This window comes from Cellulosimicrobium sp. MI9406 (assembly GCF_040595865.1).
In the GTDB taxonomy this organism is placed as follows: Bacteria; Actinomycetota; Actinomycetes; order Actinomycetales; family Cellulomonadaceae; genus Cellulosimicrobium; species Cellulosimicrobium funkei.
Window position 1 is genome coordinate 486,036 of the sequence record NZ_JALIZI010000001.1, and the last position, 14,378, is coordinate 500,413.

Below are 14,378 nucleotides of genomic sequence, written 5' to 3' on the forward strand. Positions count from 1 at the left end.
GGCCGGGACGGCGGCCGGTGGCTAGCCTGAGCGGCGTGGGGGTCCAGGTCACGCGGGCCGACGTCCTCGTCGCGGTCTCGAGCGCGGCCGCCGGGGCGCTCCTCGTCGTGCTGCGGGCGTCGTCCGGCCTGGGCTGGGCGACGTGGGGGGCGGAGACCGCCGCTCAGCTGGTGGCGTCCGGCGTGCTCCTGGCTCGGCGGCGGTACCCGATCGCCGTCCTGGGCGCGTGCGTCGCGCTGTCGTTCGTCTCCCCCGCCGTCGCGACGCTCGCCGCTCTCTACGCCGTGGGGACCGAGGTCCGCTCCGCGCGCACCAGCGGGGCCGCGGTGCTCGGCGTCGTCGTCGCGACCTGGCCGGTCTGGCGCACGACGGCGGAGGGCTCGGGGCCGACGACGCTCTGGGTCGCGACGGTCATGACCCTCTTCGCGTACCTCGCCGGGCGTGCGGAGCACGCGCGCGCCGAGGCCGACCGTCGGGCGGTGACAGCCTCCGAGGAGGCGGCACGGGCCGCCGAGCGGGCCCGGCTCGCGCGCGAGCTGCACGACGTCGTCTCGCACCGCGTGAGCTACGCCGTCGTCGAGGCCGAGGTGCTCGCGACCACCACGCGCGACGACGAGGTCCGCCGGGTCGCGGACGAGATCGGGGCGAGCGGCCGCGCCGCCCTGGCGGAGATGCGGCAGGTGCTCGGCGCGCTCACCGCGGCAGGTCCTGCCACCGCCGCCGCACGCCGGACGCCGGACGTCGACGAGGTCGAGACCCTCGTCGCCGAGGCCCGCTCGGCCGGCCAGCCGGTCGAGGCGCAGGTCGAGGTGGGGCCGTCGTCGCCGCCCGACCTCGTCGACCGGACCGTCGTGCGCGTCGTCGGCGAAGGGCTGACGAACGCCGTCCGGCACGCGCCCGGCGCGCGCACGGTCGTGTCGGTGACCCCCGTGCCCGACGGCGTCGCGGTCGCCGTGGACAACGACCCTCCGGACCGTCCCCCGACCGGGCTGACGACCGGTGGCTACGGGCTCGCGGGCCTGCGCGAGCGCGTCGGCCTCCTGGGCGGCACGCTGGAGGCCGGGCCCACGCCCGCGGGCGGCTACCGCCTCCGCGCCACGCTCCCCAGGAGGACGACATGATCCGCGTGGTCGTCGTCGACGACGAGGCGCTCCTGCGCGCCGGGATCGTGCGGCTCGTGGACACCGCGCCCGACCTCGACGTGGTCGGCGAGGGCGGCGACGGCGCGCGGGCCGTCGAGCTCGCCCGCGAGCTCGACCCCGACGCCCTGCTCCTCGACATGCAGATGCCCGTCATGGACGGGCTCGACGCGCTCGTCGCGATCCACCGGGAGCGGCCACGCACCGCGGTCGTGGTCCTGACGAGCTTCCTCGCGGACGAGTACGTCCTCCCCGCGCTGCGAGCCGGTGCCGCGGGCTACCTGCTCAAGGACTCGACACCGGAGGAGCTCCACCACGGCATCCGCGCCGCGGTCGCCGGCGACTCGATCCTGTCCCCCGCGGTCGCCCGGCACCTGCTCGCGGCCGCAGGAGGCGACGGGACCGCGCGCCGCGCCGACGCGCGACGCCGTGTCGCGCGCCTGGCGCCGCAGGAGCAGGAGGTCGTCGCCGCGCTCGCGGGCGGGCTGTCCAACGCCGAGATCGGGCGCCGCCTGTTCCTCGCGGAGTCGACGGTCAAGGCGTACCTCGCGCACGCGATGACGAAGCTCGGCACGACGAACCGCACCCAGACCGCGATCCTCGCCCACGAGGCAGGCCTCGGCGGCGGGTGAGCGTGGACCACCCGTCCGGGTGCGGGCCCCCCGGAGCAGCGGCACCATCGCTGACGTGGGACGTCGTGCGCGCATCACCCGGTCCGGGGCCGCGCTCGGGCTGCTGCTCGGGCTCGCGCTCGGCACGACGGCGGGCTGCACGGCGAGCCGGCAGGAGCCCGGCCAGGCGACGGCCGCCGTCGCCGACGCGGTCGCCCAGGCCGGGTCGGCGGTCGAGACGACGCGGCTCACCGTGCGCCTGCTCGACGCCGACCGCGTGACGACGCCCGTCGCGGACGCCGCCGTGCTCGACCAGGTCCGGGTCCTCGAGGAGTCCACGACCGCCCTGACCACCCTCGTGCCGCCGGACGACGTCTCGTCCGCGCAGCGCGACGCGGGGCTCGCGGCCGTCGCCGACGCGACGGCCGAGGTCGTCACCGCGCGCGCGTGGGTCGCACGGGAGGCGGGCGGCGACCTGTCGGCCGCCGGGGCGGTGCCGCTCACGGCGTCCGAGCTCCAGGCCGACCTCGCGCGCGCGGCCGACGACCTCGACACGGTGCTCGCCCTGGCGGGTGGCGCGTGAAGCAGCTGCTCGGTGTCGCGCTCGGCATCCTCACGGCGATCGGCGGGTTCGTCGACATCGGCGACCTCGTCACGAACGCCGTCGTGGGCTCGCGGTTCGGCCTGTCGCTCGTGTGGGTCGTGGTCGTGGGCGTCGTCGGGATCTGCCTGTTCGCGTCGATGTCGGGCCGCGTCGCGGCGGTGAGCGGGCGCGCGACGTTCGAGATCATCCGCGAGCGCCTCGGCCCACGGGCGGCGGGCGCGAACCTGGCGGCGTCGTTCGCGATCAACCTCCTCACGCTCACCGCGGAGATCGGCGGCATCGCGCTCGCGCTGCACCTCGCGAGCAGCGTCGAGCCGCGCCTGTGGATGCCGGTCGCGGCGCTCGCCGTCTGGCTCGTGCTGTGGCGCGTGAAGTTCCAGGTGATGGAGAACGTCGCGGGCCTGCTCGGGCTGCTGCTCGTGGGGTTCGGGGTCGCGCTGTTCCTGCTGGGACCGGACTGGGGCGAGCTGCTGCGCCAGGCGGTGCCGCCGTCGCCCCCGGAGACGGAGCACGTCGCGACCTACTGGTACTACGCCGTCGCGCTCTTCGGCGCCGCGATGACGCCGTACGAGGTGTTCTTCTTCTCCTCCGGCGCCGTCGAGGAGGGCTGGACCGCGAAGGACCTCGCGCAGAACCGCGTCAACGTGCTCGTCGGCTTCCCGCTCGGCGGGCTCCTGTCGGTGGCCATCGCGGCGTGCGCGGCCGTCGTGCTGCTGCCCGCGGGCATCGAGGTGTCGTCGCTGTCGCAGATCGTGCTGCCCGTCGCCGAGGCCGGGGGGACGCTGCTGCTCGCCGTGGTGATCGTCGGGATCGTCGCGGCGACGTTCGGCGCCGCGCTCGAGACGGCCCTGTCGAGCGGGTACACGCTCGCGCAGTACCTCGGCTGGTCGTGGGGGAAGTTCCGCCGCCCGGCGCGCGCCGCGCGCTTCCACCTGACGATGGTCGTCGCGCTGCTGCTCGCCGTGGCGATCCTCATGACGAGCGTCGACCCGGTGGCGGTCACCGAGATGTCCGTCGTGTTCTCCGCGGTCGCGCTGCCCCTCACGTACGTGCCGATCCTCCTCGTGGCCAACGACCCGGAGTACATGGGCGAGCACGTCAACGGTCGCGTGACCAACGCGCTCGGCACGGTCTACCTGGTGATCGTCGTCGTCGCGGCGGTGGCGGCGATCCCCCTGATGATCGCGACGGGAGCAGGGTCATGAGCCGGGACACCACCCCGCCGAAGGGGGTGCGCGTCGTGGACGCGCGCCTGCACCTGCTGAGCCGACAGGTGCTCGACGTCGACGGCGAGCCGGTCACCACCGTCGACGACCTGGAGCTCGTCGCCTCGCCCACCGCGGACGACGCCGGGCCCGACCGCTCGCCGGACGACGGCCCGCGGGACGCGGTGCCCGGAGAGCCGGCGGAGGTCGGCGCGGTCCTCACCGGGCCGGTGCTCGTGACGCGCCTCCTCGGCGGCCGCCCGCCCGCGTCGCGCTGGGAGCGCGTGCCGTGGTCCGACGTCGGTCACGTGGGCACGGCGCTCGAGCTCACCGTCCGCGCGGACTCGCTCGACCTGCACTGGACCGAGGACTGGCTGCGCGAGCACGTGGTCGGCCGCATCCCGGGCGGCCGGCACGACCCCGAGGAGGAGTCGTGATCCTCGGCGACCTGCTCGACGCGCGCGTCCTCGGGCCCGGCGGGGAGGACCTGGGGTTCCTCGTCGACGTGCGCCTCGCCCTCGACACGCTGCCCGACGACGGCCCGCCCGCGGGCGGGGCCGACCCCGACGACGCGCACCCCGAGGACCGCGCGCTCAGCGAGCAGGTGCGACGGCGCAGCCGCGTCGGGCGCGCGCGGGTCGTCGGGATCCTCGTGAGCCCACGGACCGGGACGTCGTTCCTCGGGTACGAGCGCACGGACGTCACCGCGCCGTGGCCGGTGCCGCAGCTCGTGCGGCGCCGGCACCGCGGCACGTTCCTCGTGCCGTGGGACGACGTCGCCGCCGCCGGGCAGGGCGAGGTCCGGCTCGCGCGCGGATACCGGCGCCAGGACGCCGCCCTCCCCTGACGACGCCGCGCGTTGCGAGCGACGCGCGGCCCCGTGACGCTGGACGGGACGGTGGAGCCAGCCGCCGCCGGCCGTCCCGGGCGGCACGACCGCCCGGCGCCACGGGAGGACCCATGAAGGCGCTGTTCGTCGGCTGCACGCTCAAGAGCTCTCCGGAGCCGTCCAACACCGAGGCGCTCGGGCGCGTGGTCGCCGAGGCGCTCCAGGACCGGGGGGTCGAGGTCGAGCACGTCCGGCTCGTCGACCTCGCCGTGCCGCCCGGGGTCGTCACCGACGTCGGGGAGGGCGACGAGTGGCCGCGCGTGCACGAGAGCCTGCTGGCGTCGGAGATCCTCGTGGTCCTCACGCCCACGTGGCTCGGGCGCCCGTCGTCGCTCGCCCAGCGCCTGCTCGAGCGCATGGACGCGATGATCTCCGAGGAGGGGCCCGACGGGATCCCGGTCGCGTACAACCGGGTCGCGGGCGTCGTGGTCACGGGCAACGAGGACGGCGCGCACCACGTCATCTCGGAGGTGAGCGGCGCCCTCGCGGACATCGGCTACACGATCCCGGGGCAGGCGTGGACCTACTGGAACCAGGGCCCGGGGCCCGGCCCGGACTACGTCCAGACCGGCCACGGGCACGAGTGGGCGCGCGAGACCGGGCGTCTCATGGCGCACAACCTGCACGCCGTCGCGTCGGCGCTCGCGGCGCACCCCGTCCCCGCTCCCGGCTCCTGACCGACGACCGCTACGCCTCCGCGATCCGCTTGATCGCCGCGAGCCGGCGGTCCCACGCCGCGCCGATGGCCTCGAGGGCGCGCGCCGTCTCGCCGAGCCGCGTCCCGACGGCCCGGTGCCGGACCTCGCGCCCGACGCGCACCGACTCGACGAGCCCGACCTCCGCGAGCACGGCGAGGTGCTTCGCGATGGCCTGCCGGCTCACGGGGAGCCGCTCGGCGAGCGCGGACGCCGAGAGGTCCGCGCTGCCGAGCTCCTGGAGGATCCGCCACCGGGTGTCGTCCGCGAGCGCGGAGAACACGGGGGCGAGCTCCGTCGCCGCTGCGCTCACGCGTGCCCGCCCTCGGCCGCGAGAGCGCCCTCGAGGAGCTCGACGAGCTCGTCGAGCTCGCTCGTCCACCCCTGACGGTGGCTCTCGAGCAGCTCCTCGGGGTCGGCGGTGCGCTCGAACCCGGTCTCGACGACGCGCAGGACGGTCGTCGGGCCCTGGGGCTCGAGCGTGAAGCGCGCGACGGTCGACGTCGTCTCGTCCAGGGGCTGCCCGACCGGCGTCCCCCACCGGAAGGCGAACGCCGTCGTGGGGTCGTACTCCTCGATGCGCACCTGGACGTCGGGGACGTCGGGCCAGCTGAACACGCCCTCGCCGCCGACGCGCAGGTCGGGCAGGGTGGTGCGCTGACCGAACCAGCGGCTGATGAGGTCCTCCTGGGTGAGCGCCGCCCAGACGCGGGCGGCCGGGGCGTCGATCGTCACGGTCCGGGAGACGGTGTACGACGCCGGGTCGACGACGGCCGGCTCGTTGGTGGTGGTCATGATGCGTCCTCTCCGTGGGGAAGGTCTCGCTGTGCAACTCCACAGTTGCACAGCGCCCGGTCGAGCGCAACCCCTGGGTTGCATCTGGACGCCCGACGCCTCACCCCCCGAGCGCGATCCCCGCCACGGCGGCCGCGAAGCACACGAGCAGCATCCCCAGCGCGTGCACGAGCGCGACCGCGCCGCGGCCCGCGAGCAGGAGCCGCGCCCCCTCGACCGACGCCGTCGAGAACGTGGAGTACCCACCGAGGAACCCGACGCCCAGCACGGCCACGACGTCCCCCTGGCCCGGGTGCGTCGCCCCCCAGCCCGTGAGCAGCCCCAGCAGGAAGCACGCCGTCACGTTGACCACGAGCGTCCCGAGCGGCGTCGACCAGCGGTTGTGCCGCGCGACGACCGTGTCGAGGAGGAACCGGGACGCCGCACCGAGACCGCCCGCGACGGCGACGAGCAGCAGGTCGGGGAGCCCCGTCACCGCGCGCCACCGCCCCGGGCGACGCGCCGCCGTCGGGCCGCGGCCGCGAGCGCGACGCCGCCCACCGCCGCCGCGACCCCGAGCGCGACGCTCCCCAGCGCGTAGGCCGTGCCCAGGGCGGCGTGCCCGCCGCTCGCGAGGCGCTCGACCTCGACGACGAACGTCGAGTACGTCGTGAAACCGCCGAGCACGCCCGTGCCGCACCCGAGCCGGACGGCCCGGCGCCCGCCCGAGTCGGGGCCCGCGCGCAGCAGCGTCTCGAGCAGCGCGCCGAGCACGAACGAGCCGACGAGGTTGATCCAGAACGTCGTCCACGGCCACGCGCCCGGCACGGGCGTGAACGCCTGCTCGAGCAGCGCGCGCGCCGTCGTGCCGACCGCTCCCCCGGCCGCGACGAGGCCCGCGAGCGCGAGCAGCGGGGTCCGGCGCGTCACCTCTCCCACGGGGTGCGGATCTCCTTCCAGTCCACGACGGCGAGCGGGACCGTGAGCACGGGACGGTGCTGGTGGTGGGCCAGGTGCACCGCGACCGACCCCTCGACGAGCTCGCGCACGTGCGCGAGCGAGCCCGGCGCGCGCGACCCGACGACGATCACCGCCGCGTCGACGGCGCGCGCGAGGTGGGTCAGCGCGCGGTCGGGCCGCCCCGCGAGGTAGCGCAGCTCCCACGGCACGCGTGCGCCCGCGAGCTCCGCGCCGACCTCGGCGCGCAGGCGCTCGGCGGTGTCCTGCCACGCGTCGTCGGCGGAGTCCGGGTCGAGGGGCGCGTGCGTCACGGACCCGTCCGCGTGCTCCTCGACCACGGCGCGCGACGCGTCGGCGTACGCCGCGACGAGCCGGGACCCGGCGGCGTCCGCCCAGGCCGCCGCCGTGCGGACGACGAGCGGGTCACCGCCCGGGACGACGCCCACCACCACGGCGTGCCCCGCGAACGGGACCATCCGGTCGAGCGCGGGCTGGGGCACCGGCCCCGCGTGCGGCCGTGCTCTCATGGGGCCTCCTCCCGCGGGCAGCGTCCTGCCCGCCGACGTGCGACGAGTCAGGAACCATCAGCCCTGGCGGCGGTTCGGGCGGCTGCGCCCCGGCGGGATCCATCACCGCTCCCAGCGTAGCCAGCGCCGGGACGGTCCGCTCAGCCGGCCTTGGGCTTCGCGAACTTCTTCTCGTCGAAGGACTTCGCCAGCTCGTGGTCCGTGATCACGAACCCGACGGCCTGCGCGACCGGGAGCACCTGGTCGCGCTCCAGCCCGTCGTCGATCCCGAGCCGGTACATGATCACGACCGTGCCCGTGCTCAGCATCACCGACGGCGCGTCCCCGTCGTCGAGGATCGCGTACGAGCCCTGGAACCCGGGCTGCGGGACCGCCGCGGCGAGAGTGGGGTGGGCCGGGCCGGTGGTGTCGGCCAGGGGGTCGCCCTCCGGCGCGTCGTTGAACGCCGCGGCGGCGCGCTCGGCCTCCTCCTTCGAGCCGACGTCCAGCACGACGACGTCGAGCGCGACGGTCGGGCCGTCGTCGGACACGACGCGCGCCTCGAACCCCGCCTGGCACGAGCCCGCGAGGGCCTGGATCGCGGGGATCGCGGGGACGTCGTCGCACGCGAAGTCCCGCCGCGCCACGAGGGCGATGCGGTCGTCGTTGACGAGGTAGTCGTTGTCGGAGAAGTACGCCCACGACATCGGCGCGAGCTCGGGGCCCTTCTCCGGGTCCATCTCCGCGCCCGCGCGGTGCTCCTGCGCGAGCCACGGCTCGTCGTCCGTGACGTCGGTGTCCGCGGGGTCCTCGGTCTCCTCCGGCTCCGGCTCCGTCGGCGCGTCCGACGTCGCGGGCGCCTGCTCGGCCGTGGTCGGCCCGGGGTCGGGCGCGGCGTCGTCGCGCAGCCCGAGCCACACGCCGAGGGCGCCCGCGACGAGCCCGAACGCGCCCACCCCGGCGAGCACCGGCACGAGCCACGGGCGACGGCCGCGGCCCGGCGGCGTCGCGTACGGGGAGAAGCCGTACGGGTCCGACGGCGGCGCGGTCGCCGTCGGGACGACCGTCGCGTCGTCGGGGGCGCCGTAGCCCGGGCCCGACGGCGCCCCGTACGGCGCGGACGGGCTGCCGTACGGAGCCGTGGGGTGGGTGCCGTGCGGCGGGGCGCCGTAGGGCGCGCCGGGCGCGCCCGCGTACGCCCCGGGCGGCGGCGCGGTGCGCCCGGACGGCGGGGGTGCGGTGTGGCCCGACGACGTCGCGGCGGGCGGCCACGTCGCGCCGGTCTCCGCGGGGGGCCAGGTCGCGCCCGTGTCCGCCGGCGGGATCGTCGCGTGCGGGTCCGGGCCGCGGTACCCCTGCGGCGCGGGCGGCGCCCCGCGCTGCCCGTACGGGTCCGTGCCGTACGGGACCTGGGCGTGGGGCTGCCCCGGTCCGGGCGGGGGCGGCGGGGGCGGCGTCCCGCCCGGGGTCGCGGCGCCGTCGTCCCCGTACCGCCGCGGCGGCCGCATGACGGTCTGGTCGTCGACCGGCTCGTACGGCTCGGTGGGGTCGGACATCGGGCGGGTCCTCTCGTCGTGGGCGGCTCGTGCAGGGTATCCCGGGAGCCGCGCCGCGCCGGTGGTCCGCCGAGCGGCGTCTCAGTCGAGCGGGTCGCGCGCGACGGGGCACGTCATGCAGTGCCCGCCGCCCCGGCCGCGCCCGAGCTCCGCCCCGACGATCGTCACGACCTCGACGCCCGCGCGCCGCAGCGCCGCGTTGGTCAGGGTGTTGCGGTCGTAGGTGACGACGACGCCCGGCTCGATGGCGACGGCGTTGTTCCCCGAGTCCCACTGCTGCCGCTCGGACGCGTACGCGTCGCCCGCCGTCTCCACGACGCGCAGCGCGGGCAGGCCCAGGGCGCGCGCCACCACGTCGACGAAGGGCGTGTCGCCCTCGTCGGTGATCTCGACGCCCGGCGCACGGTCCGACGGCCGCAGCGTGAAGGTGTGGATGCCGTCGACGATCGCCGGGTGCACCGTGACGAGGTCGCGGTCCGCGAACGTGAACACGGTGTCGAGGTGCATCGCCGCGCGCAGCCGCGGCATGCCCGCGACGACGACCTGCTCCGCCGCGCCCGCGTCGAACAGCGCCTTCGCGAGCTGCGAGATCGCCTGGCGCGACGTGCGCTCGCTCATCCCGACGAGCACCGCGCCGTTGCCCACCGGCATGACGTCGCCGCCCTCCAGCGTGGCCTGGCCCCAGTCCTGCTCCGGGTCGCCCCACCACACCGTCGACTCCCGGTACTCGGGGTGGAACGCGTAGACCGCCTTCATGAGGAGCGTCTCCTCCTGGCGCGCCGGCCAGTACAGCGGGTTGAGCGTCAGGCCCCCGTACACCCAGCACGTGGTGTCGCGCGTGTACAGGGTGTTGGGCAGCGGCGGGAGCAGGTACTCGAACCCGCCCGTCGACTCGCGCGCGAGGTCCACGTAGCCGGTGCGGTAGTCGTCGGGCAGGTCGGTCGTCGCGAGGCCGCCGACGAGGAACCGCGCGAGCTCGCGCTCGCTCAGCGAGTCGAGGTAGGCCCGCGTGCCCTCGACGAGCCCCAGGCCCACCTGGTTCGGCACGACCTTGCGGTCGAGCACCCACGCCCGCGCCTCGGGGATCGCGAGCGTCTGCGCGAGGAGGTCGTGCAGCTCGACGACCTCGACGCCCCGGTTCGTCAGCTTGTTGACGAAGTCGAGGTGGTCGCGCTGGGCGGCCTCCACCCACATGACGTCGTCGAAGAGGAGGTCGTCGGAGTTCGTCGGGGTCAGCCGCTCGTGCGCCAGCCCCGGTGCGCAGACGAGGACCTTGCGCAGGCGCCCCACCTCCGAGTGGACGCCGTGCTGCGCGGGCGGGACGGTGGACGGGACGGCGGACGCGACGCTCATGGGTGCTCCCTCTCGGTGGTGCGGTCGGTACGGTCCGGTGGTCTCACAGCGACACCCACCCCGTCGCGAGCCCGACGACGGCGAGCACCGCGAGCGCCACGACGACGCCGAGCAGCGCGAGCTCCGCGGGCCCGAACGCCCGCCGCCCCTGCTCGCGGCGCGTCATGACGAAGAGGACGGTGACGGGCGCGTAGAAGACGAACGCGAGCAGCGCGAGGTCGAGCCCGGCGGCGAAGAGCAGGAACGCGGTGTACGCCGACGCGAGGACCGCCACGACCAGGTCGCCCGTCAGGGTGCGGGCGGGGGCGCCGTCGTACGTCTCGCGCGTGAGCCGCAGCCGCAGCGCGTAGAGCGCGGCCAGGAGGAACGGGATGAGGGTCATCGACGCGGTGAGGTCGAGCGCGAAGTCGAACGCGTCGTCGGAGAAGTACGTGACGACGAGGACCACCTGCGAGAGCGCCGTGCTGAGCAGCAGCGCGTTCACCGGGACGTCCTCCCGGCGCGTGCGGGTGAGGAACCGCGGCATGTCCCGGTCCTTGGCCGCGACGAACAGGACCTCCGCCGCCATGAGGGTCCACGCGAGGTAGGCGCCCAGGACCGAGACGATCAGCCCGACGCCCACGAAGACGCTCCCCCACGGCCCGACCGCGGTCTCCAGCACGCCCGCCATCGACGGCTGGCGCAGCTCCGCGATCTCGGCCATCGGCAGGATCCCGTAGGACACGATCGTCACCGACGCGAAGATCGCCAGCACGCTCGTGAACCCGAGGATCGTCGCCCGCCCCACGTCCTCGCGGCGGCGCGCGTGCCGCGAGTAGACGCTCGCGCCCTCGACCCCGAGGAAGACGAACACGGTGACGAGCATGGTGTCGCGCACCTGGTCGAACAGCGACCCGGTGTACGAGGCGCCGTGGAGGTTCTCCGCGAAGACCGCGGGGTCGAACGCGAGCACGGCGAGCAGGACGAACACGAGGATGGGCACGAGCTTGGCGATCGTGACGATCCGGTTGATCGCGGTCGCCTCCCGGATCCCCTGGCGCACGAGCGCGAAGAAGAGCCACAGCCCGACCGACGAGAGCACGAGCGCGAGCACCGTGTCCCCCGCGCCCAGTGCGGGGACCCACGCCCCGAGCGTCGACATGATGAGCACCCAGTACGTCACGTTGCCCACGCACGCGCTCGCCCAGTACCCGGCGGCGGCGTAGAAGCCCGTGAACTCCCCGAAGCCCGCCTTCGCGTACGCGTAGACCCCGGCGTCGAGCCCGGGCTTGCGGACCGCGAGCCGCTGGAAGACGAGGGCGAGCGTGAACATGCCCGCGCCCGCGACGACCCACGCCACGAGCGCCCCCGCGACCCCGGTCTCCTGCGCGAAGCGGCGCGGGAGCGAGAAGACGCCCGCCCCCACCATGGAGCCCACGACCATCGCCGTGAGCGTGAGCACGGTGACCTTCGTGGTGCCGGACGTCGTGCCCTGCGCCGTGCCCTCAGCGGTCATGCCCCACGCCCCTCGCGCTCGCGTGCCGGCCCGCGCCGAGCGGGTCGGCGGCGCCGTGCTGACCCGGTCGATGATGGCAGCGTCGCGGTCGGGCCGCGCGTCGGGTGACGGGGTCCCCCGCGCGGCCTACCCCGGGCGCCGTACCCGCCGCCCGATCTCCTCCTCAGGGTGGACACGCGCGCGCGATCGGTACGCGTACGCTGCCGGTGGGTCGCCGGACACGGCAGGGGGGAACTGCTCGACCGACGAGTGACCGACCGTCGTCCGACCCACCTCACCGCACATGAACATGCTCACCTGGACCGCCGTCGACCACCGGACCTGGCGTGCCCGCAGCGCCTCGCGCGAGTACGTCGTCCGGCGCGACGACACCGGCACCTGGACCCTCGACGGCCCCGGCCGCACATGGGGCGCGCTGCCGAGCCTCGAGATCGCCCAGGAGGTCGCCGCGCTCGCCGACGAGGTCCACCACGACGACGACCGGATGACGAGCTATCGGGTCGTCACCGCCACCGGTGCGCGGCGCGGCGAGCCGTTCGGCGCCGAGACGGACGAGGACGCGCTCGACGTGCTGCGGGCCCGGCGCCGGGCCGGCAACCTCCCGCTCGCACCGTTCCGCCTGGAGACCTCCGACGGCCGCCTGGTCGGCGCGTGGGACAAGGCCGTCCAGATCCCGGCCCGGTCGGTCGGCGACGGGACGTCCGGGCCGGTCTGACGCGCCGGCCTGACGCGCGGTCTGACGCTCAGGCCCGGGACGCGGCGCGGCGCGCCGCGAGGGCGGCCCGCCGCCGTCGGCTGCTCTCGACGTGCGCCGCGGCGAGCTCTGCGGCCCGGTCGCCGTCCCGGGCGCGCACCGCGTCGAACAGCGCCACGTGCTCGTCGGTGACGTCGGCGAGGTCGTCGTGCTGCGACAGCGCCCAGCGCATCCGGCTGCGGATGCCCTGCATCATGTCGTCGAGCAGCCGGTTGCCCGCGAGCGCCGTGACGATCTCGTGGAAGTCGGCGGCCGAGCGGCGCGACCCCACGGGGTCGGCGGAGCGCGCGCCCTCCTGCTCGCGGTCGAGCGCCGCGCGCAGGCGCTCCAGCCCCGCCGGCTCGTGGCGCTCGGCGGCGAGGCGGAACGCGAGCGGCTCGAGCACGGTGCGGACCTCGTCCAGGTCGGCGAGGTCGGCGTCGGTGAACGCCCGCACGACGGCCCACGTGTGCGGGCGCAGCGCGACGAGCCCCTCCCCCTCCAGGACCTTGAGCGCGTCGCGCACGGGGATGCGGCTCACGCCGAACCCGGCGGCGAGGTCGCGCTCGACGAGGCGCGAGCCGGGCTCGCGCACGCCGTCGAGGATCTCGTCCCGCAGCCGGGACGCGACCCGCGCGGACTCCAGCACTCGCTCCTCGGCTCCGGCCACGCGTCGATTCTCGCACCGGCCCGGGTGCCGTTGAGAGCCCGCGCGGACCGTGCGAGGGTGGACGGGACCGCGTCGAACGAGGGAGTTCCGATGACGAGCACCACCCGTACCCCCGCCCGCGCGACCCAGGGCAGGGTGCGCCGCGCCCGGCTCGCCGGGGCGACGGCCCTGGCCGCGGGCATCGCGCTCGCGGCGCCCGCCGCGGCGGTCGTGCCCACCGCGGCACCCGCCGACGACGGCTACGAGGTGATCCTCGACGGCACCCCGGAGTCGTTCGACGCGTGGGAGTACGCGGGCGACGGCGGGTTCGACCGTCTCGACGACGGCACGGTGCGCAGCCGCGCCGGAGCGGGCGGCGGGTTCGGGACCCTCTGGTACCCGGTGCGTCAGTACGGCGACTTCTCGATGGTGGTCGAGTTCCGCGACGACGCCCCCGGTGACGCGCGCGCGAACAGCGGGATCCAGGTGCGGTTCCCCGACCTGTCCGGTCCGGTCGAGGGCTGCCCGACGACGTTCAACGGCAACGAGACGGGCAACCTGTCGTGGATCGCGGTCAACTGCGGCCACGAGATCCAGGTCAACGACTCCCCCGAGGGCGGCTCGAACGACCCCCGCAAGACGGGCTCGGTCTACGGGTTCGCCGACCTCGGCCTCGACGAGGCCCGGCCCACCGCGAAGGGCACGTGGAACGAGCTGGAGGTGCGCGTCGTCGGGCAGCACTACACGGTGATCCGCGACGGCGTGGTCATCAACGAGTACGAGAACCTGCCGGGCGTGCCGTTCCCCGACCGTCCGCTCGACCCGGACTCGAGCTCGCGCGGGCTCGTCGGGTACGTCGGCCTGCAGGCGCACGGCTCCGCGCCGGACGTCGTGTCGTTCCGCGAGGTGCGGGTCCGCGAGCTGCCGCCCGTCCACGTCGAGGCCGACGCGCGGTGCCTCGGCGGGACGGCGCACGTCGCCGTCCGCGCCGAGAACGTCGGGAGCGTCCCGCTCGACGTCACGCTCGGCACGCCCGCCGGCGAGCGCACGTTCGACGCCGTGGCGCCGGGGCGCAACGCGTACCGCGCGTTCAGCGCCCGTGCGGCGTCGGTCGACGCGGGGACCGCGACGCTCACGGTCCCCGGCGCCGCCGGCCCCGTGGTCGTCGAGACGCCCTACGAGGGCGTCGACTGCACCTGACCGGCGGCC

Annotated in this window: 18 protein-coding genes and 1 riboswitch; of the genes, 9 read left to right on the forward strand and 9 right to left on the reverse strand. The window is 75.8% G+C overall.

Features of this window, described 5'->3' with window-relative positions:
- Positions 1-35 precede the first annotated feature (35 nt).
- The 7 genes from MT994_RS02135 to MT994_RS02165 all read left to right on the forward strand — a co-directional run bounded on the left by MT994_RS02135 (position 36) and on the right by MT994_RS02165 (position 5,125).
- Positions 36-1,121 carry a histidine kinase gene (locus MT994_RS02135; RefSeq protein ID WP_354804926.1) on the forward strand — a complete coding sequence of 362 codons (1,086 nt, stop codon included), beginning with the start codon at positions 36-38 and terminating at the stop codon, positions 1,119-1,121.
- On the forward strand, positions 1,118-1,771 hold the full coding sequence (locus MT994_RS02140) for a response regulator transcription factor (protein ID WP_354804928.1): 654 nt from the start codon (positions 1,118-1,120) through the stop codon (positions 1,769-1,771). The genes MT994_RS02135 and MT994_RS02140 overlap by 4 nt, the downstream gene beginning before the upstream one ends.
- 55 nt (positions 1,772-1,826) lie before the next feature.
- Positions 1,827-2,333 (forward strand): hypothetical protein, encoded by a 507-nt coding sequence (locus MT994_RS02145; RefSeq protein WP_143311050.1) that lies wholly within the window; start codon positions 1,827-1,829, stop codon positions 2,331-2,333.
- Positions 2,330-3,559, forward strand: coding sequence for a divalent metal cation transporter (locus MT994_RS02150; RefSeq protein ID WP_354804930.1), 1,230 nt, complete (start codon positions 2,330-2,332; stop codon positions 3,557-3,559). Before MT994_RS02145 ends, MT994_RS02150 begins: the two co-directional genes overlap by 4 nt.
- Positions 3,556-3,996 (forward strand): hypothetical protein, encoded by a 441-nt coding sequence (locus tag MT994_RS02155; protein WP_354804932.1) that lies wholly within the window; start codon positions 3,556-3,558, stop codon positions 3,994-3,996. Before MT994_RS02150 ends, MT994_RS02155 begins: the two co-directional genes overlap by 4 nt.
- A complete protein-coding gene (locus tag MT994_RS02160) occupies positions 3,993-4,406 on the forward strand; it encodes a PRC-barrel domain containing protein (RefSeq protein ID WP_194521544.1) in 414 nt (137 codons plus the stop codon). The genes MT994_RS02155 and MT994_RS02160 overlap by 4 nt, the downstream gene beginning before the upstream one ends.
- A gap of 113 nt (positions 4,407-4,519) precedes the next feature.
- Entirely contained in the window at positions 4,520-5,125 is a 606-nt protein-coding gene (locus MT994_RS02165; protein ID WP_354804934.1) for a flavodoxin family protein, read from the forward strand.
- A gap of 10 nt (positions 5,126-5,135) precedes the next feature.
- Here MT994_RS02165 and MT994_RS02170 read toward each other — a convergent pair whose 3' ends face one another.
- From MT994_RS02170 to MT994_RS02205, 8 genes are all read right to left on the reverse strand, one after another.
- The gene (locus tag MT994_RS02170) at positions 5,136-5,456 is read right to left on the reverse strand and encodes a metalloregulator ArsR/SmtB family transcription factor (protein ID WP_034652607.1); all 321 of its coding nucleotides are present in this window, start codon (positions 5,454-5,456) and stop codon (positions 5,136-5,138) included.
- Positions 5,453-5,938, reverse strand: a complete 486-nt coding sequence (locus MT994_RS02175; protein ID WP_354804936.1) for an SRPBCC domain-containing protein — start codon at positions 5,936-5,938, stop codon at positions 5,453-5,455. Before MT994_RS02175 ends, MT994_RS02170 begins: the two co-directional genes overlap by 4 nt.
- Before the next feature lie 100 nt (positions 5,939-6,038).
- Positions 6,039-6,413 (reverse strand): CrcB family protein, encoded by a 375-nt coding sequence (locus MT994_RS02180; protein ID WP_354804937.1) that lies wholly within the window; start codon positions 6,411-6,413, stop codon positions 6,039-6,041.
- The gene (locus MT994_RS02185) at positions 6,410-6,856 is read right to left on the reverse strand and encodes a CrcB family protein (RefSeq protein WP_354804938.1); all 447 of its coding nucleotides are present in this window, start codon (positions 6,854-6,856) and stop codon (positions 6,410-6,412) included. Before MT994_RS02185 ends, MT994_RS02180 begins: the two co-directional genes overlap by 4 nt.
- A complete protein-coding gene (locus MT994_RS02190; RefSeq protein WP_354804940.1) occupies positions 6,844-7,404 on the reverse strand; it encodes a universal stress protein in 561 nt (186 codons plus the stop codon). The genes MT994_RS02185 and MT994_RS02190 overlap by 13 nt, the downstream gene beginning before the upstream one ends.
- 41 nt (positions 7,405-7,445) lie before the next feature.
- Positions 7,446-7,520, reverse strand: a riboswitch (Fluoride riboswitch).
- Between the two features lie 24 nt (positions 7,521-7,544).
- Entirely contained in the window at positions 7,545-8,939 is a 1,395-nt protein-coding gene (locus MT994_RS02195; protein ID WP_354804941.1) for a hypothetical protein, read from the reverse strand.
- Positions 8,940-9,020: 81 nt separating this feature from the next.
- Positions 9,021-10,292, reverse strand: a complete 1,272-nt coding sequence (locus tag MT994_RS02200) for an arginine deiminase (RefSeq protein ID WP_061268131.1) — start codon at positions 10,290-10,292, stop codon at positions 9,021-9,023.
- A gap of 43 nt (positions 10,293-10,335) precedes the next feature.
- The gene (locus MT994_RS02205; protein WP_354804943.1) at positions 10,336-11,787 is read right to left on the reverse strand and encodes a basic amino acid/polyamine antiporter; all 1,452 of its coding nucleotides are present in this window, start codon (positions 11,785-11,787) and stop codon (positions 10,336-10,338) included.
- 283 nt (positions 11,788-12,070) lie between these two features.
- On the opposite strand from MT994_RS02205, the gene MT994_RS02210 reads away from it, so the two are divergent.
- Positions 12,071-12,502: a hypothetical protein gene (locus tag MT994_RS02210; RefSeq protein ID WP_086150094.1), complete on the forward strand. Its 432-nt coding sequence runs from the start codon at positions 12,071-12,073 to the stop codon at positions 12,500-12,502.
- Between the two features lie 28 nt (positions 12,503-12,530).
- Here the strand turns inward: MT994_RS02210 and MT994_RS02215 are convergent, their stop codons facing one another.
- Entirely contained in the window at positions 12,531-13,190 is a 660-nt protein-coding gene (locus MT994_RS02215; RefSeq protein WP_354804945.1) for a GntR family transcriptional regulator, read from the reverse strand.
- A gap of 90 nt (positions 13,191-13,280) precedes the next feature.
- On the opposite strand from MT994_RS02215, the gene MT994_RS02220 reads away from it, so the two are divergent.
- Positions 13,281-14,369, forward strand: coding sequence for a DUF1080 domain-containing protein (locus MT994_RS02220; protein ID WP_354804946.1), 1,089 nt, complete (start codon positions 13,281-13,283; stop codon positions 14,367-14,369).
- The last annotated feature ends 9 nt before the right edge of the window (positions 14,370-14,378 follow it).

What these genes read in the sequence shown, in the direction of transcription:
- MT994_RS02140 (WP_354804928.1), top strand. Translation starts at nt 1,118, where the DNA reads ATGATCCGCGTGGTCGTCGTCGACGACGAGGCGCTCCTGCGCGCCGGG.
- MT994_RS02155 (WP_354804932.1), top strand. Translation starts at nt 3,556, where the DNA reads ATGAGCCGGGACACCACCCCGCCGAAGGGGGTGCGCGTCGTGGACGCG.
- MT994_RS02165 (WP_354804934.1), top strand. Translation starts at nt 4,520, where the DNA reads ATGAAGGCGCTGTTCGTCGGCTGCACGCTCAAGAGCTCTCCGGAGCCG.
- MT994_RS02175 (WP_354804936.1), bottom strand. Translation starts at nt 5,938, where the DNA reads ATGACCACCACCAACGAGCCGGCCGTCGTCGACCCGGCGTCGTACACC.
- MT994_RS02190 (WP_354804940.1), bottom strand. Translation starts at nt 7,404, where the DNA reads ATGAGAGCACGGCCGCACGCGGGGCCGGTGCCCCAGCCCGCGCTCGAC.
- MT994_RS02195 (WP_354804941.1), bottom strand. Translation starts at nt 8,939, where the DNA reads ATGTCCGACCCCACCGAGCCGTACGAGCCGGTCGACGACCAGACCGTC.
- MT994_RS02200 (WP_061268131.1), bottom strand. Translation starts at nt 10,292, where the DNA reads ATGAGCGTCGCGTCCGCCGTCCCGTCCACCGTCCCGCCCGCGCAGCAC.
- MT994_RS02205 (WP_354804943.1), bottom strand. Translation starts at nt 11,787, where the DNA reads ATGACCGCTGAGGGCACGGCGCAGGGCACGACGTCCGGCACCACGAAG.
- MT994_RS02210 (WP_086150094.1), top strand. Translation starts at nt 12,071, where the DNA reads ATGAACATGCTCACCTGGACCGCCGTCGACCACCGGACCTGGCGTGCC.
- MT994_RS02220 (WP_354804946.1), top strand. Translation starts at nt 13,281, where the DNA reads ATGACGAGCACCACCCGTACCCCCGCCCGCGCGACCCAGGGCAGGGTG.